The following is a 26,108-nucleotide window of genomic DNA, read 5'->3' as shown; positions in this document are numbered from 1 at the left end:
TCCTGGTTCCTGGTTCCTGGTTCCTTCTCGCCGAGACCCCCGCCGGTCGTCGGCACCCCCTCCCACAGACGTCTGTGCACGGGGGTGTCGACGACCAGCGGGGGTCTCGACCTGGGGGAGAGGGGAGGAGGGAATGGGGAGGAGGGGGAGGGGGCTAGGCGTCCAGGCGGCGGGGGCCTGAGCCCTGGGTGCCGAGCGCGTCGTCGGGGTTGAGCAGACCGCAGGCCTTCATCGACAGGCAGCCGCAGCCGATGCATCCGGTGAGTTCGCGTTCGAGGCGCTCGATGCCCTCGCGGCGCTTCTCGAGTTCGCGCTTCCAACGTCGGGATGCCCGCTGCCAGTCGGCGTGGCTCGGGGTCTCGGTCAGCGGCACGTCGGCGAAGGCCGCCTGCACGTCGGACAGCGGGATGCCGAGGCGCTTGGCGACCGTGATCAGGGAGACGCGGCGCAGCATGTGCCGGGCGTAGCGGCGCTGGTTGCCGGGGGTGCGGGTGGACGCGATGAGCCCGAGCGTCTCGTAGAAGTGCAGGGCGGACGCGGCGACTCCGGTGCGTCGGGTCATCTCGCCGATCGTCAGCGGTTCGTCGGGTGCGTGCGGGCTCATCCGGGCCTCCTCGATTTGACCTCAAGTGTACTTGAGGTTTTACGGTGGACAGCGTGACCCGAGAGAAGACCCCCCGATGACCTATGTCATCGCCCTGCCGTGCGTCGATGTGAAGGACAAGGCCTGCATCGATGAGTGTCCCGTCGACTGCATCTACGAGGGTGAGCGCTCGCTCTACATCCACCCGGACGAATGCGTCGACTGCGGTGCCTGCGAGCCGGTGTGCCCGGTCGAGGCGATCTTCTACGAAGACGATCTCCCCGAGGAGTGGCAGGACTACTACAAGGCCAACGTCGAGTTCTTCGACGAGATCGGCTCCCCCGGAGGCGCCGCGAAGACGGGCATGCTCGCGTTCGACCACCCGGTCATCGCCGCGCTGGCTCCCCAGGGGGAACACGCATGACGGTCGCCGAACCCCGGATCGCCATCGTCGGAGCGGGCCCCGCGGGCATCTACGCCGCCGACATCCTGCTCGATCGTGTGCCGACCGCGTCGATCGACCTCTTCGAGAAGCTCCCGGCACCGTACGGTCTCGTCCGCTACGGCGTCGCCCCCGATCACCCGCGGATCCGCAAGATCACGGATGCGCTGCACGAGGTGCTCGGCCACCCGCGCATCCGCCTGCGCTGCAACATCGACGTCGGGGGTGACATCGGGATCGATGAGCTGCGTGCGGCATACGACGGGGTGATCGTGGCGACGGGGGCCGACCTCGACGTCCGCCTCGACATCCCCGGTATCGACCTTCCCGGCTCTTTCGGTGCCGCGGACTTCGTCGCGTGGTACGACGGGCACCCCGATGCCCCGCGCACCTGGCCGCTCGCCGCCGAGTCGGTGGCGGTGCTCGGTGCGGGCAACGTCGCGCTCGACGTGACGCGGATCCTCGCCACGCACGCCTCCGCGCTGACGCACACCGACACCCCGGATGCCGTGCTCGACCAGCTCGGCGCCAGCCCCCTGCGGGATGTGCACCTGTTCGCGCGGCGGGGGCCGGCCGACGTGCGCTTCTCTGCGCTGGAGCTGCGCGAGCTCGCCGAGCAGGATGACGTCGATGTGATCGTCGATGCGGACGAACTCGCACTCGACGCGCATGCCGAGCGGATGATCGCGCAGTTCTCGCAGCGCCGCACCATCGTGCGCACCCTGACCGAGTGGGCCGCGCTCGATCCGGCCGACCGCACCGCCGCTCGCCGCATCCATCTGCACCTGCGGCAGCGACCCGTCCGTCTGCTGGGCACCGGACGAGTCACCGGCATCGAGATGGAGCGGACGGCGTCGGATGAGCTGGGCCGCATGGTGGGCACCGGCGAACTGCGGCGGTATGACGTCGGGGCGGTCTACCGCGCTGTGGGCTACCGCTCGACGCCCGTGGCCGGGGTGCCCTTCGACGACGAGCTCGGGGTCGTGCCCCACGCCGAGGGGCGCGTCCTGGACGCAGCCGGCGAGCCGATCCCGCGCCTGTACGCGACGGGGTGGATCAAGCGCGGACCGGTCGGGCTCATCGGCTCGACGAAATCGGATGCCGCGCAGACCGTGCGGCATCTCGTCGAGGATCTCGAGGCCGCCGAGGAGGTCGTGCGCGCGGAGGACCCGATCGCCCACCTCGGGCACGCCGTCGACTTCGACGGATGGCTGCGCATCGACGCGGCGGAGCGCAGCGCCGGAGCCGACCGCGGGCGCGAGCGGACCAAACTCGTCGAGCGCGAGGAGATGCTGAGGCATGCGAAGCAGGAGCAGATGACGGAGGCCGGACGATGACCGCGACACCCATACCCACACCGGTCGGCGACCGGCTCAAGGACGCTTTCCGTACGCACCCCGCGGGCGTCGCGATCATCACGGCGTCCACGCCGACCGGTCCGGTCGGCCTCACGGCGTCGAGCGTCGCCTCGGTGGCGGTCGACCCTGCGGCGATCGTGTTCTCCGTCACCAGGGCGACCGGGTCGGCCGGGGCGATCCTCGGTGCGGACACCTTCGTCGTGCATCTCATCGACGACGAGCACTCCGCCCTCGCGCAGAGCTTCGCCGTCAGCGGCTCCGAACGCTTCACCGCGGAACAGGGCTGGTCGGAGCTCGACACCGGAGAACCGTACCTCGCCTCCGCGCGCGCCGCCCTGCGCTGCCGTGCGTTGCAGACCGTGGCCGTCGGTTCGTCGACGGTGGTGATCGCCGAGGTGCTCGACGTCATCGCCGGACCGCAGGGGCGTCCGCTCGTGTACCTCGACCGTCGCTTCCACGCCCTCCCGCACGACCCCCACCACTGAAAGGAAGACGCCATGTCCGCTCTCTACACGCTCCCCGAGCTGCCCTACGACTACGCAGCGCTCGAGCCGCACATCTCGGGCAAGATCATGGAGCTGCACCACTCCAAGCACCACCAGGCGTATGTCACGGGTGCGAACACCGCCCTCGAGCAGCTCGCCGCCGCCCGCGACGCGGGTGACCTCGCGAACGTGAACAAGCTCGAGAAGGACCTCGCGTTCAACCTCGGCGGCCACATCAACCACTCGGTGTTCTGGCAGAACATGTCGCCCGAGGGCGGCGGCGCTCCGGAAGGCGAGCTGGAGGCGGCGCTCGTGGATGCGTTCGGGTCGATCGACGCGTTCCGCGCGCACTTCACCGCGACGGCACTCGGGGTGCAGGGCTCGGGATGGGCGGTGCTCGCGTGGGACAGCGTGGGTGCGCGTCCGGTCATCTTCCAGCTGTTCGACCAGCAGGGCAACGCGCCGCTCGGTGTGACCCCGCTGCTGCAGCTCGACGTGTGGGAGCACGCCTACTACCTCGACTACCTCAACGTGCGCGCGGACTACGTGAAGGCGTTCTGGAACCTCGTGAACTGGCCCGACGTGCAGCGCCGCTTCGAAGCCGCCCGCACCGCGACCGCGGGCCTCGTCGTCCCACGCTGACCGTCGTCAGCCGCGGTTCACGCGAGGGAGAGGAAGAGCTTCTCCAGTTCGGCCATCGACACCCCATCGGTGTCGGTGGCCGAATCCGTCTCCGATGCCGGGTCGGTCAGGCAGTCCTGCATGGCGGAGGCGATGATCTGGAATCCGGCCTTGTCGAGCGCCGAGGTGACGGCGGCGAGCTGGGTGACGACCGCGCGGCAGTCGCTCCCGCGTTCGACGGCGGCGATCACGGCGCCGAGCTGTCCTTGGGCGCGCTTGAGGCGGTTGGCGATCTTGCGCTGGGTCTCGGCATCTGCGGATGACATCGGTCGCTCCCTGAGTGTCGGCTGGACTTGCCACTATACCCCCTGGGGTATGCTGAACCCTAAAGATACCCACGGGGGTATCGGTGAGGAGTCCAGAACCATGTGCCGAGCAGTCCGTTGCAAGACCTGCGGGAAGACGACCTGGGCGGGGTGCGGCGAGCACGTCGCCGATGTGCGGCGAACGGTTCCCGCAGCGCAGTGGTGCTCCGGGCATCCGAAGGAGCAGACGCAGGGCGGCTTCTTCTCGCGGATGTTCCAGCGATGACCGCGACCGAAGCGCGCACCGTCGTGGTCGTGGGCGGAGTCGCAGGAGGGATGTCCGCCGCCGCACGTCTGCGCCGGCTCGATGAGCATGCGCAGATCGTGGTCTTCGAACGCGGACCCGAGGTCTCGTACGCGAACTGCGGGCTGCCCTACTACGTCGGCGGCGTGATCGCGGAGCGGGAGTCGCTGCTCCTGCAGACGCCCGCCTCGCTGCGCAGCCGCTTCGGACTCGACGTCCGGGTGCGTCATGACGTCGTGCGCATCGACACCGCGCAGAAGCTCGTCGAGGTCGAAGAGCTCGACTCTGGACGACGCTTCACGCAGAGCTACGACAGTCTGATCCTCGCCACGGGGGCACGCCCGCGCCGGGACGAACCGGTCTCCGACATCCCCGTCCGCTCCCTGCGGACGGTCGACGACGCCGATGCGATCGATGCCGCACTGGTGCGACCGGGACTTCCGGTGGTCGTCGTCGGCGGTGGCTACACGGGCCTGGAAGCGGTCGAGAACCTCGTGGCGCGGGGCGCATCCGTGACCCTCGTGCAGCGTGGGTCACAGTTGCTCTCCCCCCTCGACGCGGAGATGGCCGCCCCGATCGCCGCGGAGGTCCGTGCACACGGCGTCGATGTGCGCCTCGGGGTCGAGGTCGTTCGCGCCGATTCCGGATACGTCACGCTCAGTGACGGCACGTCCATCGCCGCGGAACTCATGATCGACGCGTCCGGGGTGGTGCCGGAGACGACGTTGGCGGAGCGCGCGGGCATCCGGATCGGCGAGACAGGAGGCATCGACGTCGACGCGCAGTGCCGCACGAGCGCGCCCGACGTGTTCGCCGTGGGAGACGGGGTCGAGAAGGCCGAGCTCGTGGGCGGGGGCACGGCTCTCGTCACGATGGCCGGGCTCGCGAACCGTCACGGGCGCATGGTGGCCGACCTCCTCGCGGGACGGTCAGAGACGGCGCGACCCGCGCTCGGCACCGGGATCGTCCGCGTATTCGGGGTCGCCGCAGGGAAGACGGGCTGGAGCGAACGGCAGCTCCGAGCGGCGGGGCGCGAGTTCTACGCCGTGCACGTGCATCCCGGATCGCACGCCGGGTACTACCCGGGTGCGGAGACCCTGTCGATGAAGCTGCTCGCCGACCCGCGGTCCGACGCCATCCTCGGGGTGCAGGTCGTCGGCCGGGACGGCGTCGACAAGCGGATCGACGTGATCGCTACCGCCATGCATGCAGGGATGCCGGCCGCAGAACTCGCGCAGCTCGAACTCGCCTACGCACCTCAGTTCGGCTCGGCGAAGGATGCGGTGAACATCCTCGGCTACGTCGCGGAGAACACCCGGACCGGCACGACGCCGACGATCCAGTGGCATGAGCTCGACGCCGCGCAGCGCGCGGGGGCGGCACTGATCGACGTCCGCACGCCGACGGAGTTCGCCGCCGGTGCGATCCCCGGCGCCGTCAACGTGCCGCTCGATGAACTGCGGGATCGACTCGATGAGCTGCCCGACGGAGAGATCGTGGTGCACTGCCAGGTCGGACTGCGCGGACACATCGCCACGCGGATCCTCCGGCAGCACGGTGTGGACGCCCGCAACCTCGACGGCGGCTACCGCACCTGGCGCGACGCCGCCCTGCTCCGCGGCTAGAGCAGACGGGCGGTGGTCCCGCGCACGTTCAGCTCGTAGGGCAGCGCTGACGGGATGCGGACCTCGTCCGGGGTGGTGAGTTTCGCGAGCACGGCATCCGCGGCGCGTTCCCCCTGCCCCAGCGGGAACTGGTCGACCGTCGTCAGGCGGAAGAACTCGCCGAGCTCGTGTCCGTCGATGCCGACGATGGACAGCTCCTCCGGCACGCTGAAGCCCAGGTCCCGCGCTGCGAGCAGTGCGCCGATCGCCATCTCGTCCGAGGCGGCGAAAACGGCGGTCGGACGCGGGCCGGGGCGTCCGAGCAGTTGCTTCGCGGCGCGGTAGCCACCCTCGACCGTGAAGTCCGCCGGCTCGAGGAATGCGTGGTTCAGGGGGATCCCGGCCTTCGCCAGGGCCTTCTCGAACCCCAGTCGACGGTTGGTCGGGATGTGGAAGTCGATGTCGAACTCGGGGTTGGCCCCGATGTGCGCGATGTCGGTGTGCCCCAGACCGATCAGGTGCTCGGTCGCCAGCTGCGCCACCGCGACGTCGTCGACCGTGAGGGTGTCGAGCTTCGGGTTCGGGCCGCCGATCGCGATCACGGGGAGCCCCAGGTCCAGGAGGAGCTGCGTCTCCTCCTCGTCGAGCTCGATCGACACGGCGATGACGGCATCCACGCGCTGCCGTCGGAGGAAGGTGTCGAACACGTGTCGACGCACGTCCTTGTCGGCGGTGATGTTGTAGAGCGTGATGTCGTAGCCGGCGCGCATCAGGGCGGCTGAGACTCCGGAGAGCACGGTGCTGAAGAACCACCGGTCGAGGAACGGCACCACGACGCCGACGTTCCGGGTACGGCCGGAAGCGAGGCTCGACGCCCGTGAAGAGACGACGTAGCCGAGTGACTGCGCCGCCGCCTGCACGCGCTCCCGGGCGGACTCTGACACGTGACCGCGTCCGCTCAGCGCGCGCGAGACGGTCGCGGTCGACACTCCGGCGAGCCGGGCGACCTCATCGATGCTGGCCATGTGTTCCTCGAATGTGCTCCGGTCGCGATATGACATCCCCTGCGGCGCAGAGAGCTGTCATATCGCGACCGGAAGGGGGTCTCAGGCCTGGACGGCCGTGGTGTACCAGACGGCCGTGTCGACCGGGATGGCCGCTCCGTCGAACGGCTGGCTCTGCAGGATCACGACCGCGTTCGCCGGCAGCTCGATCGGTGCGGTGCCGAGGTTCGCGACCACGTGCACATCGCCACGGCGGAAAGCCACGGCGTCGGCCCCGGCCTCCTCCCAGACCAGCGATCCGGTGCCGAAGCCGTGCTCACGACGCCCGGCCAGCAGTCGCTTGTAGAGCGCGAGGGTCGACGCGGGATCGGTCTCCTCCACATCGCGCGCGTAGGTCGCCCACTCGTCCGGCTGCGGGAGCCACGACAGGCCGGTGTCGTTGAAGCCGAAGGCCGGAGCCTCCGCTTCCCACGGCAGCGGCACGCGGCATCCGTCGCGGCCGTAGCGCTCGCCGTGGGTCCGGAACCAGGTCGGGTCCTGACGGAACTCGTCCGGGATCTCCATGGCTTCGGGCAGTCCGAGCTCTTCGCCCTGGTACAGGTACGACGATCCGGGGAGTGCGAGCATCAGGGTGGTCGCAGCGCGGGCGCGGGCGAGACCGATCGCCGTGTCGGGCTTGTTCGGGGTGTTCGGTCCGATGCCCTCGCCCTGCGGGTTCTCGGCCGTGAGCGCCAGGCGGGAGGCGTGCCGCACGACATCGTGGTTCGAGAGCACCCACGTGCTGGGGGCGCCGACCCCGCCGAACTCGTCGAGCGACTCGCGGATGACGTCGCGCAGAGCCTTCGCATCCCACGGCGTCATCAGGTAGGGGAAGTTGAACGTCTGGTGCATCTCATCCGGACGCACCCAGAGCGCGGTCTGCGTGAGCGTCGGCATCCAGGCCTCGCCGCACAGGGCGCGATCGCCGTCGTACTCGGCGAGCACGGTGTGCCAGTCGCGGTAGATGTCGTGCACGCCGTCCTGGCCCCAGTACGGCACGTTCGACTCGCCGCCGCCCATCGAGTCGGCATCGCTCGGGGGCGTGTAGTCGGGCAGACCGTCGGCCTTGATCATGCCGTGGGCCACGTCGACACGGAAGCCGTCGACGCCGCGGTCGAGCCAGAAGCGCAGGATGGAGCGGAACTCCTCGCGCACCTCTTCGTTCGTCCAGTCGAAGTCGGGCTGCGTGGCGTCGAAGATGTGCAGGTACCACTGGCCGGGGGTGCCGTCGGCCTCGACGACGCGCTCCCACATGCCACCGCCGAACACGGACTCCCAGTTGTTCGGCGGGAGTTCGCCGTTCTCCCCCTTGCCGTCGCGGAAGATGTAGCGCGCGCGCTCCGGGCTGCCGGGCGCCGCCTTGAGCGCTTCCTGGAACCAGACGTGCTGGTCGGAGGAGTGGTTGGGGACCAGATCCACGATCACGCGGATGCCACGGGCGTGCGCTTCTTCGAGCATCAGGTCGAAGTCGGCGAGGGTGCCGAAGAGCGGGTCGACGTCGCGGTAGTCGGCGACGTCGTATCCGGCATCGCGCTGCGGGCTGGTCATGAACGGGCTCAGCCAGATCGCGTCGACGCCCAGTTCCTGCAGTGCATCGAGGCGGCTGGTGATGCCCGGCAGGTCGCCGATGCCGTCGCCCGAGGCATCCGCGAAGGAGCGGGGGTAGATCTGGTAGATGACGGCGCTGCGCCACCACTCGGAACCGGGGGCTGCGATCTGCTCAAGCTGTGCCATGCGGAACAGGCTACTGCAAACGCTTACATTCTTGCCAGGGCGGGAGTCGAATCGGTTCGGAGGCGCGCGCTGCGCGGAGCGCGTGCGGGCGTTTTGCATGAGGCCTTTCCGGATGCATGAGCTCCTCTCCTGCCGGGGTCATGCATCCGTTGCGGGATCATGCAGGTGTCGGGGACCGGGGGCGCGATGTCGGGAGTAGGGTGGCGGCATCCGAGGAGTGGAGGCTGTCATGGTTCCGGAGATCAACTATTGGGCGGTCCTGCTGGCCACCGCGTCGAGCATGCTCGTCGGCTCGATCTGGTACGCCAGAGGCGTGTTCGGCACACGCTGGTCGAAGCTCGCGAACGTGGACCTCGACAATCCCTCGGGCAATCCCGTGCTGGCGATCATCACCACGGTCATCGTGAGCTTCATCACGGCCTGGGTGCTCGCCGGAGCCGCCGTCATCGCCTGGCACTTCTACGGCGGATCATACTTCTGGGGTGCGATCGTCACCGCGGTCACGCTGTGGGCGGGCTTCACGGCCGCCCGCTTCATCACGCACGACGCGTTCGAGGGCCGCTCGACCAAGCTGACCACGCTGAACATCGCGCATGAGCTGGTCACCGTCGTCGTGATGGCCCTGATCATCGGCGTCTGGCCGCCCGCGCTCGGCTAGCACTCGCCAATCGGCGAGGGCGAAAGGGCGATATATAGACTTTCGCCGCTTCTCGAGCCCCGACGGAACTGCCAGGCTCATGCTGTGACCTTCAGGTCGCCTGCGCGTCATCCCCCGCGCGCGGTTCTGACCGAGGGGTCTCCATGTCCGGTTCTTCGCGTCGCTCGGCGCCGTGGATCGTCGTCGCCGCGCTCGTCGCCGCAGCCGTTCTCGCCGGCGCGGCCCCTGCCGCTCTGGGCGCCGGAAGGACCGCAGACGGTTCGGCGCCCGGCGGAGGAGCACCGGATGCCGCACAGTCGGTGGCACTGGCCTATGAGTTCCTCGATGCCAGGGTCGACGAGTTCTGCGACGGTGCGGGGCATTGCCTCCCGCGCAGCTACCAGGGCGGCTTCTTCACCACGCCCACCTGGGACTTCACGCCGTCGTTCGTGTACGACGACGCGCTGGTCGTGATCGCCTACACCGCGCGGGGGCTTCCGGACGATCTCCGTCGCGCGCGGGCGATCGGCGACACGCTCCTGTTCGTGCAGGAGAACGACCCGATCGGCGACGGACGCACCCGTGCGTCGTACGAGCCGCACGGCATCCGCCAAGGACGGGTGGAGATCACCGGCCCCGGCAGCTTCACCGGAAACCAGGCGTGGGTCGGGTTGGCGCTCGCGCGGCTCGCGCACGCGACCGGGGATCCGAAGTATCTCGACGGGGCGCTGCGCGTGGGGCAGTGGATCCAGGACAACACCGCGGACATGGTCCGGGCTCCGTACGGCTACACCGGCGGTCAGCTCGAGGACGGCACGTCGCTGACCTGGAAGTCGACCGAGCACAACAGTGACATCGCCGGGTTCTTCACGCAGCTCGCGCAGCTCACCGGGGACGCGGTGTGGGCGGAACGGGCAGCCGTCGCGGCCGACTTCGTCGCGGCGATGCAGAGCGCGGACGGCCACGTGAACACCGGCACCGGCCTCGACGGCTCGACCATCAACACGCGGCCCATCCCCCTGGACGGCCAGACCTGGAGCGCACTCGCCACCGGAGACCCGCGGTACGGCGCCGCGCTGGACTGGACGCTCGCGAACCTGATGGCCACCGATGGCCCGTACACGGGTCCGTCCATCAGCGAGGTCGACGTGTCGAAGGCGTGGTTCGAGGGGAGCGGACACCTCGCGCTGGCTCTGCGTCTGCGCGACGGAGCGGGCGACGCGGATCGTGCGGAGGCCCTGCTGAGCAGCATCCGGCTGGCGCAGCGCGACGCCCCGAACGGAGACGGCAAGGGCATCGTCGCGACCTCGAACGACGGCCTCGACTCCGGATTCGGCGACCTCTACTACGCGAGTCTGCACACGGGCGCGACGGCCTGGTACCTGCTCGCGGCAGCAGGGAGTAACCCCTTCACGCTTCCGGGCGACTGAGCCGGGCTGCGAAAGCGCAGGGGCTGCGGAACCCCGGGCCTACGCGGCGACGCGGGCGACCGCGGCGATGGCGCTCGTGAAGAAGTCGAGTCCGTCGACACCGCTGCGCATGGCGGCGGAGGTGTCGGGGCCGAAGCCCGCCTCGGTCGCGTGCTCGGGGTGCGGCATGAGGCCGACCACGTTGCCCGCCTCGTTCGTGAGGCCGGCGATGTCGCGCAGGGAACCGTTCGGGTTGACCCCGGCATAGCGGAAGGCGACGAGCCCCTCGCCCTCGATGCGGTCGAGCGTCTGCTCGTCGGCGATGTAGCCGCCGTCGGCGTTCTTGAGCGGGATCACGATCTCCTGGCCGGCGCGGAACGCGTTCGTCCAGGCGGTGTCGGAGTTCTCGACCGTGAGCTTCTGGTCACGGCGCACGAAGTGCTGGTGGTTGTTGCGGATCAGACCGCCGGGAAGCAGGTGCGCTTCGACGAGCATCTGGAACCCGTTGCAGATGCCGAGCACGGGCATGCCCTGGGCAGCGGCATCCTTCACCTCGGACATGATCGGCGAGAGCGCGGCGATGGCGCCCGCGCGCAGGTAGTCGCCGTAGCTGAAGCCGCCGGGGAGGACGAGGGCGTCGACGCCCTCGAGGTCGTGCGAACCGTGCCACAGGGCGACGGGTTCGGCGCCGGCGATGCGCACCGCGCGCTGGGCGTCGCGGTCATCGAGCGACCCGGGGAAGGTGATGACGCCGATGCGGACGGTCACTCGGCGACCTCGATGCCGACGACGTCCTCGATCACGGAGTTGGAGAGCACCTCGTCGGCGATGCGCCGGGCTTCGGCGAGGACCTCTTCGGTGACCTCGCCCTCGACGGTGAGCTCGAAGCGCTTGCCGATGCGGACGTCGGAGAAGCCCTCCACACCGAGGCGGGCGAAGGCGCCGGAGACGGCCTTCCCCTGCGGGTCGAGCAGTTCGGGCTTGGGCATGACGTCGACGACGATGGTGGGCATGAACGGCTCCGGGAGTCGCGGGCGGACGGGCGCACCCAGTCTACTGCCCCGGGCGCGGACTACTCCGCGGAGTGGAAGACCGTGTGCAGGTCGCCGATGGCCTCGCGGCCGCCGAGGCCATCGATCTCGAACAGCACCGAGATGCCGATGACGTGGCTGCCGAGCTGTTCGACGAGTTCCCGTCCCGCGGCGAGGGTACCGCCGGTGGCGAGCACGTCGTCGATCAGCAGTACGCGGGATCCGGCGGGCAGATCGTCGTGCATCTCGATCGTGGCGGTGCCGTACTCGAGGGCGTAGTCCACGGAGGCAGCGGGGCGCGGCAGCTTTCCGGCCTTGCGGATCGGGATGAGTCCCACACCGGCCGCGATCGCCGCGGCGCTGGCCAGGATGAATCCACGAGCCTCGATGCCCGCGATCACGTCGAACTGCCCGGCGAAGGGCTCGATGATCGCCTCGGTCGTCACACGGAGGGCCTCGGCGTCGGCGAGGAGCGGCGTGATGTCGCGGAAGATGATCCCCGGCTGCGGGTAGTCCGGAACGTTGCGGATCAGGGCTTCGGCGCGGACGAGGGCAGGGGAGAGCGTGGCATCGGGCACCGGACAAGGCTACGCCGCGTTCACAACTCAGGAGAAAACGGCCCGACTACCGCGCTTGCCGCTCCGTACCGGCCACGCCGCCAGGTTCTTCCTGAGTTGTGAACAGGACCGGGTTGGCACGGGTCGGGTTGACACCGTGGGAGCGCTCCCATAAAGTGGCTGCTCAACCCGTGGGAGCGCTCCCACGGGGTTCCTACGCACCAACACCGCACGACCACCACAAAGGAGTGAACTGTGAACACACGTGCCCGCCACCGGATCCTCGCGATCGCAGCTGTGGCATCCGTCTCCGCCCTGGCCCTGGCCGGCTGCTCCGGCAGCTCGGGCGACACCTCGGAGGGAAGCGCCGACGAGGAGGTCACCCTGACCGTCACCACGTTCGGCACCTTCGGTTACGAAGACCTCTACAAGGAGTACGAGGAGGCGCACCCGAACGTCAAGATCGAGGCGACCAACATCGACACGGGTGGCAACGCCCGCACCGATGCCTTCACGAAGATCGCCGCCGGTTCCGGCCTCAGCGACATCGTCGCGATCGAGGAAGGCTGGCTCGGCGCGATCATGGACGTGTCCGACACCTTCGTCGACCTGCGCGACTACGGCATCGAGGACCGCAAGGACGACTGGGTCGACTGGAAGTACGGTCAGGCGACCGACGCCGGCGGCCGTGTGATCGGCTACGGCACGGACATCGGCCCCAGCGGCATCTGCTACAACGGCGCTGCGTTCGAAGCTGCAGGCCTCCCGAGCGACCGCGAGTCGGTCGCCGAGCTCCTGAACGGCGACTGGGAGAACTACTTCGCGGTCGGCGCGGACTACACCGCCAAGACCGGCAAGGCCTGGTATGACCACTCCGGCTTCGTGTGGAACGCCATGGTCAACCAGCTCGACGAGGGCTACTACACGGCCGACGGCGAGCTGAACGTCGAGGGCAACGACGAGCTCAAGAAGCGTTTCGAGGAACTCGGCGCAGCCACCGAGGGCGGTCAGTCCGCCGCGCAGACGGCCTGGGACTGGAACGGCGGCAAGTCGTTCGTCGACGGCACCTTCGCGACCTTCGTGTGCCCGGGCTGGATGCTCGGCGTCGTGCAGGGTCAGGTCGAAGCCGGCGGCGGAGACGCGTCGACCGGGTGGGACTTCGCCGACGTGTTCCCCGGCGGCGCGGCCAACTGGGGTGGGGCGTTCCTCTCGATCCCGGAGTCCTCGGAGCACAAGGAGGCGGCGGCCGAGCTCGCCGACTGGCTGACGCAGCCCGACCAGCAGGTGAAGCAGTCCGCAGCCGCGGGCAACTTCCCGTCCACGATCAAGGCGCAGGAGACGCTCGCGGCGGACGCGACGCCGAACGCCTTCTTCAACGACGCTCCGACCGGGGCGATCCTCGCCGAGCGTGCCAAGGGCGTGGTCGCGCAGTTCAAGGGCGCGGATGACTCCGTCATCCAGGAGAACGTCTTCGGTCCGGCTCTCAGCAGCCTCGACCGCGGCGAGACCGACACGCAGGGTGCCTGGGATCAGGCGATGGGTCTGCTGAACGACCTCGTCGGCTGACCTCAGCGGACATCCCCCTTCCGGTCGCAGTTTCGCTCGGTATCGCCCGTGCATTCCGAGCGAAACTGCGACCGGAACCCCTCGGACCTCCGGGACAAGGACACCCCATGACTCTCACCGCCCCGCCCGCGGAGCACCGCGAGACGACACCTCCGGCGAAGGATGCCGTGTCGAAGCGCTCCTGGCGTCATCGCGTCTCGCGGTTCGACCAGAACGCATCGCCCTACTTCTACATCTCGCCGTTCTTCCTGCTGTTCGGGCTGGTCGGCCTGTTCCCCCTGCTCTACACCGTGTGGGTCGCCGTGCACGACTGGGACCTGCTCAAGGGGGAGGGGGACTTCGTCGGATTCGGCAACTTCGTCGAGATCCTCGGCGACGCGATGTTCTGGAACTCGATCGGCAACACCCTGAGCATCTTCCTGCTCTCGGCCATCCCGCAGCTCGCCGTCGCCCTCGTGATCGCGTACCTCCTCGACCGCGGACTCCGTGCCCCGACGTTCTGGCGGATGAGTGTGCTCATCCCGTTCGTGGTCACGCCGGTCGCGGTCGCCATCATCTTCTCGAGCATCTTCAACGAGGCCGACGGTCTGGCCAACAACCTGCTCAATCTCGTCGGGATCGCCGATCAGGAGTGGAAGCACAACACGGCCCTGTCGCACATCGCGATCGCGGTCATGGTGAACTTCCGCTGGACCGGCTACAACGCCCTCATCCTGCTCGCGGCGATGCAGGCCGTGCCGCGCGACCTGTACGAGTCCGCCGCCCTCGACGGCGCCGGTGCCGCACGGCGGTTCTTCTCGATCACGATCCCCACGATCCGTCCGACGCTGATCTTCGTGATCATCACCGCGACGATCGGCGGCCTGCAGATCTTCGCCGAGCCCCGCCTGTTCGATGTCTCGACGGCCGGCGGCATCGGCGGCAGCGATCGGCAGTTCCAGACCACGGTCCTGTTCCTGTGGGAACTCGCCTTCTTCCGCCGCAACCTCGGCGAGGCCTCGGCGGTCGCCATCCTGCTCTTCCTGTTGATCGTGGCCATCGGCGTCATCAACTTCCTGATCTCCCGGCGCATCTCCACCGGTGACGCCCCGAAGAATCGCGCGGCCCGTCGCCGTGCGCGCACGAGCACCGAGGAGGGGACCCGATGACCGCCACGCAGGCTCTCAGCGTGCCGGAGAAGATCCGGCGTCGTCAGGCCCGGACCGGGGGCAACGCCGGCATCGGCAGCCGACCCGGTTTCCTCACCTACGGACTCCTGGCCGCGTTCATCATCGGCAGCGTGTATCCGCTGTGGTGGTCGGTGGTGGTCGCCAGCGGCACGAACGCCACTCGAGGTGAGACGCTACCGTTGATCCCCGGTGGGAACTTCCTCACCAACGCGGCTCAGGTGTTCGATGCGATCCCGTTCTGGCTCGCGCTCGGCAACTCGTTCCTGATCTCGGGCATCATCACGCTCTCGGTCGTCACGTTCTCGACGCTCGCCGGGTACGCCTTCGCGAAACTGCGCTTCAAGGGTCGCGACGGGCTGATGATCTTCGTGATCGCGACCATGGCGATCCCGACGCAGCTCGGCATCATCCCGCTGTTCATGCTGATGCGCGAACTCGGCTGGACCGGGACGATCGGCGCGGTGATCGTGCCGACCCTGGTCACCGCGTTCGGTGTCTTCTTCATGCGCCAGTATCTGGTCGACGTGATCCCGGACGAGCTGATCGAGGCCGCGCGGATGGACGGGGCGAACCAGTTCCGGACCTTCCTGACCGTGGGCCTCCCGGCGGCGCGACCGGCCATGGCGATCCTCGGACTCTTCACCTTCATGACCGCGTGGACCGACTACCTGTGGCCGTTGATCGTGCTCTCCCCTCAGAACCCGACCCTTCAGACGGCCCTCAGCCAGCTGCAGTCGGGGTACTACATCGACTACTCGATCGTGCTCGCCGGCGCGGTGCTCGCGACCCTTCCGCTGCTCGTGCTCTTCGTGGTCGCGGGTCGCCAGCTGGTCAGTGGCATCATGGCGGGCGCGGTGAAAGGATGACCCGTATGACCCGCTCCTTCCCCGAGAACTTCCTCTTCGGTGCCGCGACGGCGGCGTACCAGATCGAGGGGGCCGCGTTCGAGGACGGGCGCACCGCGTCGATCTGGGATGCGTTCGCCCGTGTGCCCGGTGCCGTGATCGGCGCGGAGAACGGCGACGTGGCCTGCGACCACTACCACCGCTACCCGCAGGACGTCGCGCTCATGAAGGAGCTCGGCCTGCAGACGTACCGGTTCTCGACGTCGTGGTCGCGGGTGCGGCCGGACGGCGGTGCGGTGAACCCCGCCGGGGTCGACTTCTACGAACGACTGATCGACGAACTCCTCGGCGCCGACATCCTGCCCTGGTTGACGCTGTACCACTGGGACATGCCGCAGGCGCTGCAGGAGGGCGGGGGATGGACGAACCGTGACACGGTCGATCGGTTCCTCGACTACGCGGGAACGATGCACGATGCGCTGGGCGACCGGGTGAACGTGTGGACGACGCTGAACGAGCCGTGGTGCTCGTCGTTCCTCTCCTACACGGCGGGCGAGCACGCGCCGGGTCACACCAGCGTCGCGGAGGGGTTGCTCGCCGCGCACCATCTGCTGCTCGCACACGGCAGCACCGTGCAGGAGCTGCGCGGTCGCGATGCGTCGCTCAACCTCGGCATCACGCTGAACCACACGGTCGCCGATCCTGCCGATCCGCAGAACCCGGCCGACGTCGATGCCGCCCGCCGGGTGGACGGGCAGTTCAACCGCTGGTTCCTCGATCCGATCTACCGCGGCAGCTATCCGGCCGACATCGTCGAGGACATCCGTGCGGTCGATGCCGAGGCGGTCGCGCGGTTCGAGGCGTCCGTCCACGACGGTGACCTCGAGACCATCGCGCAGCGCATCGACACCCAGGGCGTGAACTACTACCACGGCGACTTCGTGTCCGGCACGGCACCGGCCGAGGGGCCGGTCTCCGCGGAGCCGGACACCGATCGCGTCCGGCGCAGCCCGTATCCGTCCAGCGAGGGCATCCACGCGGTCGAGCGGGGTCTGCCGCGCACCGCGCAGAACTGGGAGGTGCAGCCCGAGGGCCTCACCCGCGTGCTGCAGCGGATCTGGACCGAATACGCCGAGCCTGCGGGCACCGTGCTCTCCATGACCGAGAACGGCGCGGCCTATGACGACGTCGTGGTGGTCGAGGGCGACGAGAAGCGTGTGCACGATGCCGACCGCACCGAATTCCTGCGTCTGCACCTCGGCGCGGTGCTCGATGCGGCGGAAGCGGGTGTCGACGTGCGCGGCTACTTCTACTGGTCGCTCTTCGACAACTTCGAGTGGGCGTGGGGCTACGACAAGCGCTTCGGCATCGTCCGTGTCGACTACGACACCCAGGAGCGCACGCTCAAGGACTCCGGTCGCGAGTACGCCCGGATCATCGCCGCTCGCGCTCTGTAGTGCGGCCTCCTCCCCGTTCGAATCGCGTGAATGGCTCGATCCGTTGGTCGAGATGCGACCATTTGCGTGATTCGAAGGGAGATGGTCAGCGACAATAGGGCGATGGAAGAGTGCGTACGCTGATGTCGCCCCGAGCGACCATCGAAGAGGTGGCATCCACCGCCGGAGTATCCCGGTCCACCGTGTCGCGGGTGGTGAACGGATCGACGTCCGTGAGCCCGGAGGCCCTGGCCGCCGTGCGGGCCGCGATCGACGAGCTGAACTACGTGCCCAACCGTGCGGCACGCTCGCTGGCGTCGAGGCAGACGCACGCGATCGCCCTGATCATCCCCGAGGACACGACCCGCTTCTTCGGCGACCCGTTCTTCGCAGCGATCGTCGCCGGCATCACGGGGGCGCTCGGCAGCTCGGACTACCTGCTCAACCTGCTGATCGCGAGCGACGATCCCGGTGACAAGATGACCAGTTTCGTGCGCAACGGCGGAGTCGACGGCGCGCTGATCGTCTCGCATCACACGAGCGACGCCTTCGTCGATCGGATCGCGGATGCCGTCCCCGTCGTCTTCGGCGGTCGGCCGGTGCGACGACATGAGGGCGACTACGTGGTCGACGTCGACAACGTCACCGGAGCGCGCAACGCCACCCAGCGCCTGATCGACATCGGCCGTACGCGCATCGCGACGATCTCCGGGCCGCTGACGATGGTCGCGTCGGTCGACCGCGTGCAGGGTTTCCGCGAGGCGCTGAAGGATGCCGGTCTCTCCCCGTACGCGGAGGAGGAGGGGGACTACAGCGAGACGAGCGGGGCGGACGCCGCTCGACGCCTTCTCGCGGGCGGGCGCCCCGACGCCATCTTCGTCGCGAGCGACCTGATGGCCCGTGGTGCCTTGACGGCGTTGCGTGCGTCGGGCCTGCGGGTTCCGGAGGACATCGCCCTGGTGGGCTTCGACGATTCGTCGGTCGCCGTCAGCACGGATCCGCAGCTGACCACGATGCGTCAGCCGATGTACGCGCAGGGCGAGGCCATGGCCCGGGTCCTGCTGTCGCGTCTCGCGGGCGAGGACCCGCCCACCACGACGATCCTGTCCACCGAACTCGTGGTGCGCGCCTCGGCCTGACTCGGGCGGCACGTGATCGGGGGCAAGGACACGGCGGAACACGGGAGGGGGGAAGCCGCATGGCACGTTCCGACGAGCAGTATCGGCGGGCGCGCGAACGTACAGGGAGAGCATCCTGCGGGCGGCGATCGCGGCCTTCTCCGAACGCGGTGTCGCCGGTGCCAGCATCGCGGAGATCACGACGCGCGCCGGTGTGGCCCAGGGGCTCGTCAACTATCACTTCGGCGGCAAGGACCAGCTCATCGCGGCCGTCATCGATCGCTGGTTCGAGACCGTGCTCGGCTTCGCCCGGGTCGAAGGCACGCCGGACGAGATGCTCGCTGCCGTGATCGACGGGGCGCTCGGGGCGACGGGCTACGCGACACCGCTGGAGCGGGCGGTGCTCGCGATGCAGCAGCAGCCGTCGACGCACCGGCTGTTCGCCGAGTCGGAGGTCCGACACGAGGTACGCGTGACGGCAGCGGAGGATGCCATGCGTGAGCTGTTCCGCGCGCGGGGCGCCGAGGATCCGGAGCTCGAGGAGATCATGTTCCGCAGCACCCTCGAAGGCGTCTTCGTGAAGTTCGCGGTGTTCGGTGACACGTATCCACTCGAAGACGCGCGACGCTGGGTCTACCGCCGATATGGACTGCCCGCACCCGCCGCGCCCCTTGTCCCGCCCGTGCGACTGCGGGACGGCGAACGGCGTCCGCGAGCGACCGGAGCGCTCGAGTCGGGTCCGCACCCGCCCGGGGGCACCGCCTGAGGCGCGGTGCGGGGTCGCTCACTGCAGGCGCATGCGGGCGAAGGCGCCGAGCACCACGCGTTCCGACTGCACGAGGTAGCGCTCGAGCTCGGTGGCTCCGGCCTGCGGGCCGCGCGCGAGGAACGCGTCGAGCACGGCGCGGTTCTTGCGGACGAAGGGTTCGTGCAGCGAACGCGGGTCGTCGATCTTGAGGAAGACCAGGCGGAGCTCGGCCGCCAGATCGCGATACGTGCGGGCCAGTCGGGGGCTGTCGGCGAGATCGACCAGTGCGACGTGGAAGGCCATGTTGGCGCTGCCGACCCGGCGCCAGGCCCGAGGGTCGTCCGCCGCCTCGGCCCGGGCCGCTTCCGCGGACTCGACCGCGACCTTCATCCGCTGGACGGCCGGGTGCTCGGGTTCCGACTGCAGCAGCGCGGAGCATTCGATCACGCGACGGGCCCGATAGATGTCGATGACGTCGGCGATCGACGGGGAGGCGACGGAGACGCCACGGTGCGGGATGTGCTCCAGCAGCCCCTGTTCAGCGAGAGCGCGGAAGGCTTCGCGGAGGGTGTTGCGTGAGACGTCGAACTGCTCGGCGAGGGCCGACTCGGACAGCCGCGATCCCGGAGCGAAGTCGCCGTCGATGATGCGCTGACGGAGCACATCGGGGAGCATGCCCTGCTGGTTCATGCCTTCATCGTAGGTGGCGAAGGAATCGATCGTTCGAGGATCCTCCCCGGAAATCACACTCGGGCAACGTCTTCGTAGCACAGCCGAAACAATATTGTTGAACAATCAGTGTCTATCCGTTCTACACTGGGGGTCACCCGACACCCACCAACGACGATGGGAATCCCCCTCCATGTCCGAGCAGTCCACCGCGTCCCTCTCCCCGGAAGACGAAGTCCGCCTGGCCGCCGTCAAGAAGCGCGCCGGCCGCAGCGCCGTCCTCGGTGCGATCTTCCTCATGGCCACCAGTGCCATCGGCCCCGGCTTCATCACCCAGACGGCGACGTTCACCGCGACGATGGGGGCGGCGTTCGCCTTCGCCATCCTCGTCTCGATCCTGGTCGACATCGCCGTGCAGCTGAACGTGTGGCGCATGATCACCTCGTCGGGCAAGCGCGCCGGCGAACTCGCCAACAGCGCCATCCCCTTCTCCGGACACGTGATCGCCGTCCTCGTCGTGATCGGCGGACTCGCGTTCAACATCGGCAACATCGCCGGTGGCGGGCTCGGCATGAACGCGCTCCTCGGCATCGATCCGAAGCTCGGAGGCGCACTCACCGCAGCGCTGGCGATCATCATCTTCCTGATCAAGAAGGCGGGGCGGGTGATGGATGTCGTCCTGATCGTGCTCGGCCTCGGCATGATCGTGATGACCCTGATCGTGGCTTTCATCGCGCAGCCGCCGCTGGGCGAAGCGCTCTCCCAGACCTTCCTCCCGGACGAGCTGAACTTCGCCACCATCACCACGATCGTCGGTGGAACGGTCGGCGGCTACATCACCTACTCCGGTGCACACCGCTACCTCGACTCCGGGCATACCGGACCCGAGCGCGCCGGTCCGGTGATGCGCGCCGCCGCCAACGGCATCCTCGTCACGGGCATCATGCGCTACGTCCTGTTCCTCGCGATCCTCGGCGTCGTGGCCTCCGGCGTCACTCTCGACCTGTCGAGTCAGGCCGCGAACCCCGCGGGGCAGGCGTTCGGCGCGGTGCTCGGCGACGCCGGACTGCGCATCTTCGGCGCGATCTTCTGGGCCGCCGCGATCAGCTCGGTCATCGGTGCGGCGTACACGTCGGCCACGTTCCTCTCCACCTTCACGAAGAAGCTCAGGGGCGGCTGGCCCTTGCAGCTCGCGACCGTCGCGTTCATCGTGGTGTCGCTGGCGGTGTACCTGTCGATCGGCACGGCACCCGCGGCGATCCTCGTCTTCGTGGGCGGTTTCAACGGTCTGATCCTGCCGATCGGCCTCACGGTGTTCATGTACATCGGCTGGTTCCGTCGCGATCTGCTCGGCTCGAAGAAGTACCCGATGTGGCTGCTGATCGCCGGTACGCTCGTGACGCTGCTGACCTGGTACATGGGGATCGTCTCGGTCGGCCCCATCTTCGCCTTCCTCGGAATCGGAGCGTGATCGCATGACCTCGATCGACCTGAACTCGGATCTCGGCGAGAACGTCGCCGACCGGATCGTCAGCGACGACGCGAGCATGCTCCGCCTCGTCACGAGTGCGAACGTGTCGTGCGGCTTCCACGCCGGCAGTCCGGAGGGCATCCGGCAGACGCTCGCGGCCGCGGTCCAGGGCGGGGTCGTGATCGGCGCGCACCCCGGCTACCGCGACTACGAGAACTTCGGACGCACGAAGGTCGACATCGACTCGGCCACGCTCCAGGCGCACGTCGAGTATCAGCTCGGCGCACTGATGGGGGTCGCCTCCGCGGTCGGCGGACGGGTCGCCTACGTCAAGCCGCACGGTGCGCTGTACAACACGATCGCGCGGGACGAGCGTCAGTCGAAGGACGTCGTGGCCGCGATCCGTGCGATCGACCCGAGCCTGGTGCTGCTCGGCCTGTCCGGAGGCGTCGTGCTCGACGTCGCCGAGCGGGCAGGGCTCGCCGTTGCAGCGGAGGCGTTCGCCGACCGCGCCTATCAGCCGGACGGGCAGCTGGTGTCGCGCACCGAGGAGGGGGCCGTGCTGCACGACCCGGCCGCGGTCGCCGAGCGCATGGTGCGCCTGGCCGCCGACGGTGTGATCCGGGCGATCGACGGCACCGATGTGCCCGTGGCCGCGCAGTCGATCTGCGTGCACGGCGACAGCCCCGGCTCGGTGGCGATGGCCGCCGAGACGAAGCGGATGCTGCAGGACGCCGGCATCACGATCGCCCCGTTCACGGGCGCCTGACATGACCGTCCTCGCCACCGCCGATCAGCTCGCCGATGCGCGTGCGGCGCGTGCCGCCATCCGGGCGGGGCACGCCGAGCCGACCAGCGGCGTCGCGGTGGGGCTGACCCAGGCGAACCTCATCGCGGTGCCGGCCGACTGGGCCTTCGAGACGTTGCTCTTCGCGCAGCGGAACCCGAAGCCGTGCCCGGTGCTCGAGGTCATCGAACAGGGGCAGGTGGAGTCCCGGCTCGCGCCCGGCAGCGACATCCGCACGGATATCGGCCGCTATCGCGTCTGGCGCGACGGAGAGCTGGCGGAGGAGGTCTCCGACGCGACCGAGGCCTGGGCGGAGCATCCGGACCTCGTGTCGTTCCTGATCGGATGCAGCTTCACGTTCGAATCCGGTCTCGTGCAGGCGGGGATCCCGATCCGCCACCAGGAGCTCGGACGCAACGTGCCGATGTACCGGACAGCGGTGCCGTGTACGCCGGCGGGACGGCTGAGCGGCGAGATGGTCGTGTCGATGCGACCGATCGCTGCGGATCGGGTGGCGGATGCCGTGCAGATCTCCGGCCGTACTCCGGCGGTGCACGGCGCTCCGGTGCACATCGGGGATCCGGTGTCGCTCGGGATCGACGATCTGGCACGCCCCGACTTCGGTGACGCCCCGGAGATCCGTGCCGGCGAGGTGCCGGTGTTCTGGGCATGCGGGGTCACCCCGCAGGCCGCGATCATGGCCTCGAAGCCGCCGTTCGCGATCACGCACGCGCCGGGATATATGTTCGTCACGGACGTTCCGGATGCGGAGTACCTCGTCTGATGCGCATCCTCACGGCATCCGATCATGCTCTGCTCGTCGAGGCGGCCGACCTCGACGAGGCGATGCGCCTGAACCTCGCGTGGGAGGGAGTGCCCGGGGTGGTCGAGCGCATCCCCGGTGCCCGGACCGTGCTCGTGCGCTTCGATCCGCTGCGAGTCTCCGCCGTCGAGCTGGCGACCGCGCTCGCGGCCGTGGATATCGACACCGCGCAGCTCCCGGACGCGGGCGAGGCCGTCGTGCCGGTGCGGTACGACGGTGAAGACCTCGACGAAGCGGCGACCCTGCTCGGGGTCTCGACGGAGGAACTGGTGAACCGGCACCTCGCTGCCGATTGGCGGGTCGCGTTCTCGGGCTTCGCCCCCGGATTCGGCTACGTCGTCAGCAGCGATCCCCTGTTCGACGTGCCGCGCCGCTCCTCGCCGCGCACGCGCGTGCCCGCCGGGTCCGTCGCACTCGCGGGCGCGTTCACCGGGGTGTATCCGCGCGAGAGCCCCGGAGGATGGCAGCTGATCGGCCGCACGGACGCCGTGATGTGGGACATCGACCGTGACCCTCCCGCACTCCTGGCCCCCGGCACCTCCGTGCGGTTCGAGCACGTGCGCGAAGTGGCTCGGCCGGGTGTGGGTCGCTCGGACGAATCGGGCCGAAACGGAGACGACGCGGTGCGCCCGGGGCGTGTCGTGGAGCAACACGCCGAGACGGATGCGGATGCTCTGGGTTTCCGCACAGAGGCTGCGGTCGAAGTGGTCCGCCCGTCGCTGCAGCTGCTGGTGCAGGATGCCGGGCGCCCGGGTTTCGCGGCACTCGGGGTCTCGGCATCCGGGGCAGCCGACCGCCGGGCCCTGCACGATGCGAACCGCGCGGTGGGCAACGCGACCGAGGCCGCGGTGCTGGAGAGCGTCGGTGGTGCGGTGCTGCGATTCCGGGGAGCCGGTGTCGCCGCGGTCACCGGAGCGATCGGTGCGCTCAGCCTGACCGACGTCGAGGGCGCTGTCCGTTCCGTGGCCCACGGTGTGCCCTTCGCCACGGTCGACGGCGACGAGCTGACCCTCGGCCATCCCGCGCGCGGACTGCGCTATGTCATCGCCGTCCGCGGTGGACTGGAGGTGGCTGCTGCACTGGGCAGCCGCGCCGCCGACACCCTGGCCGGACTCGGACCCGAGGCGCTGACCGCGGGCGCGGTCATCCCGGTGGGCGGCGTCGCCTCGCACCCGGTCGAACCCGACGCCCTGCCCCGTGAGCTGCCGGCCGTGGTCGACCTCGTCGAGCTCGAGATCACACTCGGTCCCCGCGACGACTGGTTCACGGCCGGAGCGCTCGCGACCCTCACCGCTCAGGAGTGGACGGTGACGCCGCGCTCCGATCGGGTCGGCATCCGGCTCCACGGCGAGGTGCCCCTGGAACGCGCACGCGGCGGGGAGCTGCCGAGCGAGGGCGCCGTCACCGGTGCGATCCAGGTGCCGCCCGACGGGCAGCCGGTGCTGTTCCTCCCCGACCACCCCCTCACCGGGGGATACCCGATCATCGGTGCACTCACGGACCGCAGCCTCGACCTCGCAGGTCAGCTGCCACCGGGCGTGCGCCTTCGCTTCATCGTCAAGGAGACCTCATGACCGCCGCGCCGACCACGCAGAGGGTCCTGATCGCCAATCGCGGAGAGATCGCCGTGCGCGTCATCCGTGCCTGTGCCGAAGCCGGCTACGCATCGATCGCGGTGTACGCCGACCAGGACGTCGACGCCCTGCACGTGCGCCTCGCCGACGAGGCCGTGGGTCTCGTCGGCACCACGGCCGCCGACACCTACCTCTCCATCGACGCGCTGCTCGCCGCCGCACGGCAGTCGGGGGCGACCGCCGTGCATCCCGGATACGGATTCCTGTCGGAGAGCGCCGCGTTCGCGCGAGCGGTGGAAGGGGCCGGGCTGGTCTGGATCGGTCCGACGCCCGCGAGCATCGACGCGCTCGGAGACAAGATGACCGCGCGTCGCATCGCTCAGCAGGTCGGTGCCCCTCTGGCGGCCGGAACCGATGAGCCGTTGGCCGGCGCGGCGGAGGCGGTGGCTTTCGCGGAGGAACACGGTCTCCCGATCGCGATCAAGGCGGCCTTCGGCGGCGGCGGGCGTGGACTCAAGGTCGTGCGCGAGCTGTCCGCGGTGGCGGAGGCGTTCGATGCGGCCACCCGCGAGGCCATCGCGGCGTTCGGTCGAGGCGAGTGCTTCGTGGAGCGGTTCCTGGAGAGCCCGCGTCATATCGAGGTCCAGGTGCTCGGCGACGGACGCGGCGGTGTCGTCATCGTCGGCGATCGTGACTGCTCGATGCAGCGTCGCAACCAGAAGCTCATCGAGGAAGCCCCCGCGCCCGGACTATCCGTCGCACAGCGGACCCGGTTCCACGACGCCGCACGCTCGATCTGCGCCGAGGTCTCCTACCGCGGGGCAGGCACGGTGGAGTTCCTGCTGGCCGCAGACGGCACCATCTCCTTCCTCGAGGTGAACACCCGGCTCCAGGTGGAGCATCCGGTCACCGAAGCGGTCGCCGGGGTCGATCTGGTGCGCGAGCAGTTCCGGATCGCGTTCGGGGAAGGTCCGTCGTTCACCGAGACGCCCGACCCCGTCGGCCACGCGTTCGAGTTCCGGATCAATGCCGAGGACCCCGGCCGCGGATTCCTGCCCAGCCCCGGTCGCGTCGAGCGGTTGCGGATCCCCGGTGGCCCCGGCGTGCGGTGGGACAGCGGCATCGATGAGGGCGACGTCGTCCAGCCGGCTTTCGACTCGATGATCGCCAAGCTCATCGTGCACGCGGAGTCCCGCGACGCGGCCATCGTGCGGGCGCGCCGGGCGGTGCGTGAGCTCGTGGTGGAGGGGCCGGCGACGGTCATCCCGTTCGACCTGCTCGCCCTCGACGATGCGGCGTTCGCCACCGAGACCTTCGCGGTGCACACGCAGTGGATCGAGAGCGCGCTGCTGCCGAAGCTGGAGATGCAGCCCCGCCCGTCCGCGCTGCCAGACGCCGTGCTGCAGCGCTTCCCGGTCGAGATCGACGGACGGCGGGTGATGCTCGGGCTCCCGGCGGCTCTGCTCGCAGGACTCGGGCCGTCGACGGGCGCTGCCGTGCCCACGCCCGCCGCCGATCCGACCGAGCTGTGCTCGCCCGTGCCGGGCACGCTCGTGCGCTGGCTCGTCGAGGAGGGCGCGGAGGTCGCACAGGGCGATCCGGTCGCCGTCATCGACGCCATGAAGATGGAGACGACGGTCGAAGCCCATCGCGCCGGCACGCTTTCACAGCGCGTTGCGCTCTCCGCGACGGTCTCGGCCGACGGCGTGCTCGCGGTCATCGACTGAGTCGCGTTCACAACTCCGCAGAAACGTAGCCGTTCCGGGCCGAACCGGCCGCATGAAGCGGG

Annotated in this window: 27 protein-coding genes and 1 pseudogene; 20 read left to right on the top strand and 8 right to left on the bottom strand. The window is 69.3% G+C overall.

Annotated elements, in window-relative coordinates:
* Positions 1-154 precede the first annotated feature (154 nt).
* Entirely contained in the window at positions 155-604 is a 450-nt protein-coding gene (gene soxR / locus KV397_RS15090; protein ID WP_047524863.1) for a redox-sensitive transcriptional activator SoxR, read from the bottom strand.
* 76 nt (positions 605-680) lie between these two features.
* Between soxR and fdxA the strand changes: the two genes are divergently transcribed.
* The 4 genes from fdxA to KV397_RS15070 are packed head-to-tail and all read left to right on the top strand — an operon-like array spanning position 681 to position 3,510.
* Positions 681-1,007 carry a ferredoxin gene (gene fdxA / locus KV397_RS15085; protein ID WP_047524864.1) on the top strand — a complete coding sequence of 109 codons (327 nt, stop codon included), beginning with the start codon at positions 681-683 and terminating at the stop codon, positions 1,005-1,007.
* A complete protein-coding gene (locus tag KV397_RS15080) occupies positions 1,004-2,362 on the top strand; it encodes an FAD-dependent oxidoreductase (RefSeq protein ID WP_261811618.1) in 1,359 nt (452 codons plus the stop codon). Before fdxA ends, KV397_RS15080 begins: the two co-directional genes overlap by 4 nt.
* Positions 2,359-2,868 carry a flavin reductase family protein gene (locus KV397_RS15075; RefSeq protein WP_131492050.1) on the top strand — a complete coding sequence of 170 codons (510 nt, stop codon included), beginning with the start codon at positions 2,359-2,361 and terminating at the stop codon, positions 2,866-2,868. The genes KV397_RS15080 and KV397_RS15075 overlap by 4 nt, the downstream gene beginning before the upstream one ends.
* Before the next feature lie 12 nt (positions 2,869-2,880).
* Positions 2,881-3,510 (top strand): superoxide dismutase, encoded by a 630-nt coding sequence (locus KV397_RS15070; protein ID WP_131492051.1) that lies wholly within the window; start codon positions 2,881-2,883, stop codon positions 3,508-3,510.
* 17 nt (positions 3,511-3,527) lie between these two features.
* On the opposite strand, the gene KV397_RS15065 is transcribed toward KV397_RS15070, so the two are convergent.
* Complete coding sequence (locus KV397_RS15065) at positions 3,528-3,815, bottom strand: metal-sensitive transcriptional regulator (RefSeq protein ID WP_047524869.1); 288 nt, start codon at positions 3,813-3,815, stop codon at positions 3,528-3,530.
* A gap of 100 nt (positions 3,816-3,915) precedes the next feature.
* On the opposite strand from KV397_RS15065, the gene KV397_RS15060 reads away from it, so the two are divergent.
* On the top strand, positions 3,916-4,080 hold the full coding sequence (locus KV397_RS15060; protein ID WP_194239333.1) for a hypothetical protein: 165 nt from the start codon (positions 3,916-3,918) through the stop codon (positions 4,078-4,080).
* Positions 4,077-5,723: an FAD-dependent oxidoreductase gene (locus KV397_RS15055; RefSeq protein ID WP_131492052.1), complete on the top strand. Its 1,647-nt coding sequence runs from the start codon at positions 4,077-4,079 to the stop codon at positions 5,721-5,723. Before KV397_RS15060 ends, KV397_RS15055 begins: the two co-directional genes overlap by 4 nt.
* Here the strand turns inward: KV397_RS15055 and KV397_RS15050 are convergent.
* Together KV397_RS15050 and KV397_RS15045 are read right to left on the bottom strand one after the other, a co-directional pair.
* The gene (locus KV397_RS15050) at positions 5,720-6,727 is read right to left on the bottom strand and encodes a LacI family DNA-binding transcriptional regulator (RefSeq protein WP_047524873.1); all 1,008 of its coding nucleotides are present in this window, start codon (positions 6,725-6,727) and stop codon (positions 5,720-5,722) included. The genes KV397_RS15055 and KV397_RS15050 overlap by 4 nt on opposite strands.
* A gap of 81 nt (positions 6,728-6,808) precedes the next feature.
* Complete coding sequence (locus tag KV397_RS15045) at positions 6,809-8,479, bottom strand: glycoside hydrolase family 13 protein (RefSeq protein WP_153243426.1); 1,671 nt, start codon at positions 8,477-8,479, stop codon at positions 6,809-6,811.
* Between the two features lie 229 nt (positions 8,480-8,708).
* On the opposite strand from KV397_RS15045, the gene KV397_RS15040 reads away from it, so the two are divergent.
* Positions 8,709-9,137, top strand: coding sequence for a DUF1761 domain-containing protein (locus KV397_RS15040; protein ID WP_131492054.1), 429 nt, complete (start codon positions 8,709-8,711; stop codon positions 9,135-9,137).
* Between the two features lie 143 nt (positions 9,138-9,280).
* Entirely contained in the window at positions 9,281-10,546 is a 1,266-nt protein-coding gene (locus tag KV397_RS15035; RefSeq protein ID WP_131492055.1) for a hypothetical protein, read from the top strand.
* A gap of 39 nt (positions 10,547-10,585) precedes the next feature.
* On the opposite strand, the gene purQ is transcribed toward KV397_RS15035, so the two are convergent.
* Genes purQ through KV397_RS15020 form a run of 3 tightly spaced genes read right to left on the bottom strand, consistent with a single transcriptional unit; the run spans position 10,586 to position 12,134 of the window.
* Positions 10,586-11,293, bottom strand: coding sequence for a phosphoribosylformylglycinamidine synthase subunit PurQ (gene purQ, locus KV397_RS15030; RefSeq protein ID WP_047524394.1), 708 nt, complete (start codon positions 11,291-11,293; stop codon positions 10,586-10,588).
* The gene (purS, locus tag KV397_RS15025; protein ID WP_131492056.1) at positions 11,290-11,538 is read right to left on the bottom strand and encodes a phosphoribosylformylglycinamidine synthase subunit PurS; all 249 of its coding nucleotides are present in this window, start codon (positions 11,536-11,538) and stop codon (positions 11,290-11,292) included. Before purS ends, purQ begins: the two co-directional genes overlap by 4 nt.
* 59 nt (positions 11,539-11,597) lie before the next feature.
* A complete protein-coding gene (locus KV397_RS15020; protein ID WP_131492057.1) occupies positions 11,598-12,134 on the bottom strand; it encodes an adenine phosphoribosyltransferase in 537 nt (178 codons plus the stop codon).
* A 234-nt stretch (positions 12,135-12,368) separates the two neighbouring features.
* On the opposite strand from KV397_RS15020, the gene KV397_RS15015 reads away from it, so the two are divergent.
* From KV397_RS15015 to KV397_RS14990, 7 genes and pseudogenes are all read left to right on the top strand, one after another.
* On the top strand, positions 12,369-13,679 hold the full coding sequence (locus KV397_RS15015; RefSeq protein WP_261811617.1) for an ABC transporter substrate-binding protein: 1,311 nt from the start codon (positions 12,369-12,371) through the stop codon (positions 13,677-13,679).
* A gap of 107 nt (positions 13,680-13,786) precedes the next feature.
* On the top strand, positions 13,787-14,827 hold the full coding sequence (locus KV397_RS15010; RefSeq protein ID WP_047524390.1) for a carbohydrate ABC transporter permease: 1,041 nt from the start codon (positions 13,787-13,789) through the stop codon (positions 14,825-14,827).
* Positions 14,824-15,714, top strand: a complete 891-nt coding sequence (locus tag KV397_RS15005; RefSeq protein WP_047524389.1) for a carbohydrate ABC transporter permease — start codon at positions 14,824-14,826, stop codon at positions 15,712-15,714. The genes KV397_RS15010 and KV397_RS15005 overlap by 4 nt, the downstream gene beginning before the upstream one ends.
* Positions 15,715-15,719: 5 nt before the next feature.
* A complete protein-coding gene (locus KV397_RS15000; protein WP_205802323.1) occupies positions 15,720-17,150 on the top strand; it encodes a GH1 family beta-glucosidase in 1,431 nt (476 codons plus the stop codon).
* A 122-nt stretch (positions 17,151-17,272) separates the two neighbouring features.
* Entirely contained in the window at positions 17,273-18,268 is a 996-nt protein-coding gene (locus KV397_RS14995) for a LacI family DNA-binding transcriptional regulator (protein ID WP_047524387.1), read from the top strand.
* A 112-nt stretch (positions 18,269-18,380) separates the two neighbouring features.
* A pseudogene (locus tag KV397_RS17465) lies at positions 18,381-18,461 on the top strand (TetR/AcrR family transcriptional regulator); the annotation flags it as partial.
* Positions 18,462-19,013: a TetR/AcrR family transcriptional regulator gene (locus KV397_RS14990; protein WP_261811616.1), complete on the top strand. Its 552-nt coding sequence runs from the start codon at positions 18,462-18,464 to the stop codon at positions 19,011-19,013. It abuts the pseudogene before it with no gap.
* An 18-nt stretch (positions 19,014-19,031) separates the two neighbouring features.
* Here the strand turns inward: KV397_RS14990 and KV397_RS14985 are convergent, their stop codons facing one another.
* Entirely contained in the window at positions 19,032-19,685 is a 654-nt protein-coding gene (locus tag KV397_RS14985; RefSeq protein WP_261811615.1) for a GntR family transcriptional regulator, read from the bottom strand.
* A 172-nt stretch (positions 19,686-19,857) separates the two neighbouring features.
* Between KV397_RS14985 and KV397_RS14980 the strand changes: the two genes are divergently transcribed.
* Genes KV397_RS14980 through KV397_RS14960 form a run of 5 tightly spaced genes read left to right on the top strand, consistent with a single transcriptional unit; the run spans position 19,858 to position 26,046 of the window.
* Positions 19,858-21,135 carry an NRAMP family divalent metal transporter gene (locus KV397_RS14980; RefSeq protein ID WP_047522189.1) on the top strand — a complete coding sequence of 426 codons (1,278 nt, stop codon included), beginning with the start codon at positions 19,858-19,860 and terminating at the stop codon, positions 21,133-21,135.
* A gap of 4 nt (positions 21,136-21,139) precedes the next feature.
* Positions 21,140-21,904 (top strand): LamB/YcsF family protein, encoded by a 765-nt coding sequence (locus tag KV397_RS14975; protein ID WP_261811614.1) that lies wholly within the window; start codon positions 21,140-21,142, stop codon positions 21,902-21,904.
* Position 21,905: 1 nt separating this feature from the next.
* Complete coding sequence (locus KV397_RS14970; RefSeq protein ID WP_261811613.1) at positions 21,906-22,706, top strand: putative hydro-lyase; 801 nt, start codon at positions 21,906-21,908, stop codon at positions 22,704-22,706.
* Entirely contained in the window at positions 22,706-24,319 is a 1,614-nt protein-coding gene (locus KV397_RS14965) for a 5-oxoprolinase subunit B/C family protein (protein WP_261811612.1), read from the top strand. The genes KV397_RS14970 and KV397_RS14965 overlap by 1 nt, the downstream gene beginning before the upstream one ends.
* Positions 24,316-26,046, top strand: a complete 1,731-nt coding sequence (locus KV397_RS14960) for an acetyl/propionyl/methylcrotonyl-CoA carboxylase subunit alpha (protein ID WP_261811611.1) — start codon at positions 24,316-24,318, stop codon at positions 26,044-26,046. The genes KV397_RS14965 and KV397_RS14960 overlap by 4 nt, the downstream gene beginning before the upstream one ends.
* The last annotated feature ends 62 nt before the right edge of the window (positions 26,047-26,108 follow it).

The sequence above is a fragment of the Microbacterium aurugineum genome, assembly GCF_023101205.1.
Classification (GTDB): Bacteria; Actinomycetota; Actinomycetes; order Actinomycetales; family Microbacteriaceae; genus Microbacterium; species Microbacterium aurugineum.
Note: the sequence above shows the minus strand (reverse complement) of the source record. Positions and strands in the feature narration are given on the sequence as shown.

What these genes read in the sequence shown, in the direction of transcription:
- soxR (WP_047524863.1), bottom strand. Translation starts at nt 604, where the DNA reads ATGAGCCCGCACGCACCCGACGAACCGCTGACGATCGGCGAGATGACC.
- fdxA (WP_047524864.1), top strand. Translation starts at nt 681, where the DNA reads ATGACCTATGTCATCGCCCTGCCGTGCGTCGATGTGAAGGACAAGGCC.
- KV397_RS15080 (WP_261811618.1), top strand. Translation starts at nt 1,004, where the DNA reads ATGACGGTCGCCGAACCCCGGATCGCCATCGTCGGAGCGGGCCCCGCG.
- KV397_RS15075 (WP_131492050.1), top strand. Translation starts at nt 2,359, where the DNA reads ATGACCGCGACACCCATACCCACACCGGTCGGCGACCGGCTCAAGGAC.
- KV397_RS15070 (WP_131492051.1), top strand. Translation starts at nt 2,881, where the DNA reads ATGTCCGCTCTCTACACGCTCCCCGAGCTGCCCTACGACTACGCAGCG.
- KV397_RS15065 (WP_047524869.1), bottom strand. Translation starts at nt 3,815, where the DNA reads ATGTCATCCGCAGATGCCGAGACCCAGCGCAAGATCGCCAACCGCCTC.
- KV397_RS15060 (WP_194239333.1), top strand. Translation starts at nt 3,916, where the DNA reads ATGTGCCGAGCAGTCCGTTGCAAGACCTGCGGGAAGACGACCTGGGCG.
- KV397_RS15055 (WP_131492052.1), top strand. Translation starts at nt 4,077, where the DNA reads ATGACCGCGACCGAAGCGCGCACCGTCGTGGTCGTGGGCGGAGTCGCA.
- KV397_RS15050 (WP_047524873.1), bottom strand. Translation starts at nt 6,727, where the DNA reads ATGGCCAGCATCGATGAGGTCGCCCGGCTCGCCGGAGTGTCGACCGCG.
- KV397_RS15045 (WP_153243426.1), bottom strand. Translation starts at nt 8,479, where the DNA reads ATGGCACAGCTTGAGCAGATCGCAGCCCCCGGTTCCGAGTGGTGGCGC.
- KV397_RS15040 (WP_131492054.1), top strand. Translation starts at nt 8,709, where the DNA reads ATGGTTCCGGAGATCAACTATTGGGCGGTCCTGCTGGCCACCGCGTCG.
- KV397_RS15035 (WP_131492055.1), top strand. Translation starts at nt 9,281, where the DNA reads ATGTCCGGTTCTTCGCGTCGCTCGGCGCCGTGGATCGTCGTCGCCGCG.
- purS (WP_131492056.1), bottom strand. Translation starts at nt 11,538, where the DNA reads ATGCCCACCATCGTCGTCGACGTCATGCCCAAGCCCGAACTGCTCGAC.
- KV397_RS15010 (WP_047524390.1), top strand. Translation starts at nt 13,787, where the DNA reads ATGACTCTCACCGCCCCGCCCGCGGAGCACCGCGAGACGACACCTCCG.
- KV397_RS15005 (WP_047524389.1), top strand. Translation starts at nt 14,824, where the DNA reads ATGACCGCCACGCAGGCTCTCAGCGTGCCGGAGAAGATCCGGCGTCGT.
- KV397_RS15000 (WP_205802323.1), top strand. Translation starts at nt 15,720, where the DNA reads ATGACCCGCTCCTTCCCCGAGAACTTCCTCTTCGGTGCCGCGACGGCG.
- KV397_RS14995 (WP_047524387.1), top strand. Translation starts at nt 17,273, where the DNA reads ATGTCGCCCCGAGCGACCATCGAAGAGGTGGCATCCACCGCCGGAGTA.
- KV397_RS14985 (WP_261811615.1), bottom strand. Translation starts at nt 19,685, where the DNA reads ATGAACCAGCAGGGCATGCTCCCCGATGTGCTCCGTCAGCGCATCATC.
- KV397_RS14980 (WP_047522189.1), top strand. Translation starts at nt 19,858, where the DNA reads ATGTCCGAGCAGTCCACCGCGTCCCTCTCCCCGGAAGACGAAGTCCGC.
- KV397_RS14975 (WP_261811614.1), top strand. Translation starts at nt 21,140, where the DNA reads ATGACCTCGATCGACCTGAACTCGGATCTCGGCGAGAACGTCGCCGAC.
- KV397_RS14970 (WP_261811613.1), top strand. Translation starts at nt 21,906, where the DNA reads ATGACCGTCCTCGCCACCGCCGATCAGCTCGCCGATGCGCGTGCGGCG.
- KV397_RS14965 (WP_261811612.1), top strand. Translation starts at nt 22,706, where the DNA reads ATGCGCATCCTCACGGCATCCGATCATGCTCTGCTCGTCGAGGCGGCC.
- KV397_RS14960 (WP_261811611.1), top strand. Translation starts at nt 24,316, where the DNA reads ATGACCGCCGCGCCGACCACGCAGAGGGTCCTGATCGCCAATCGCGGA.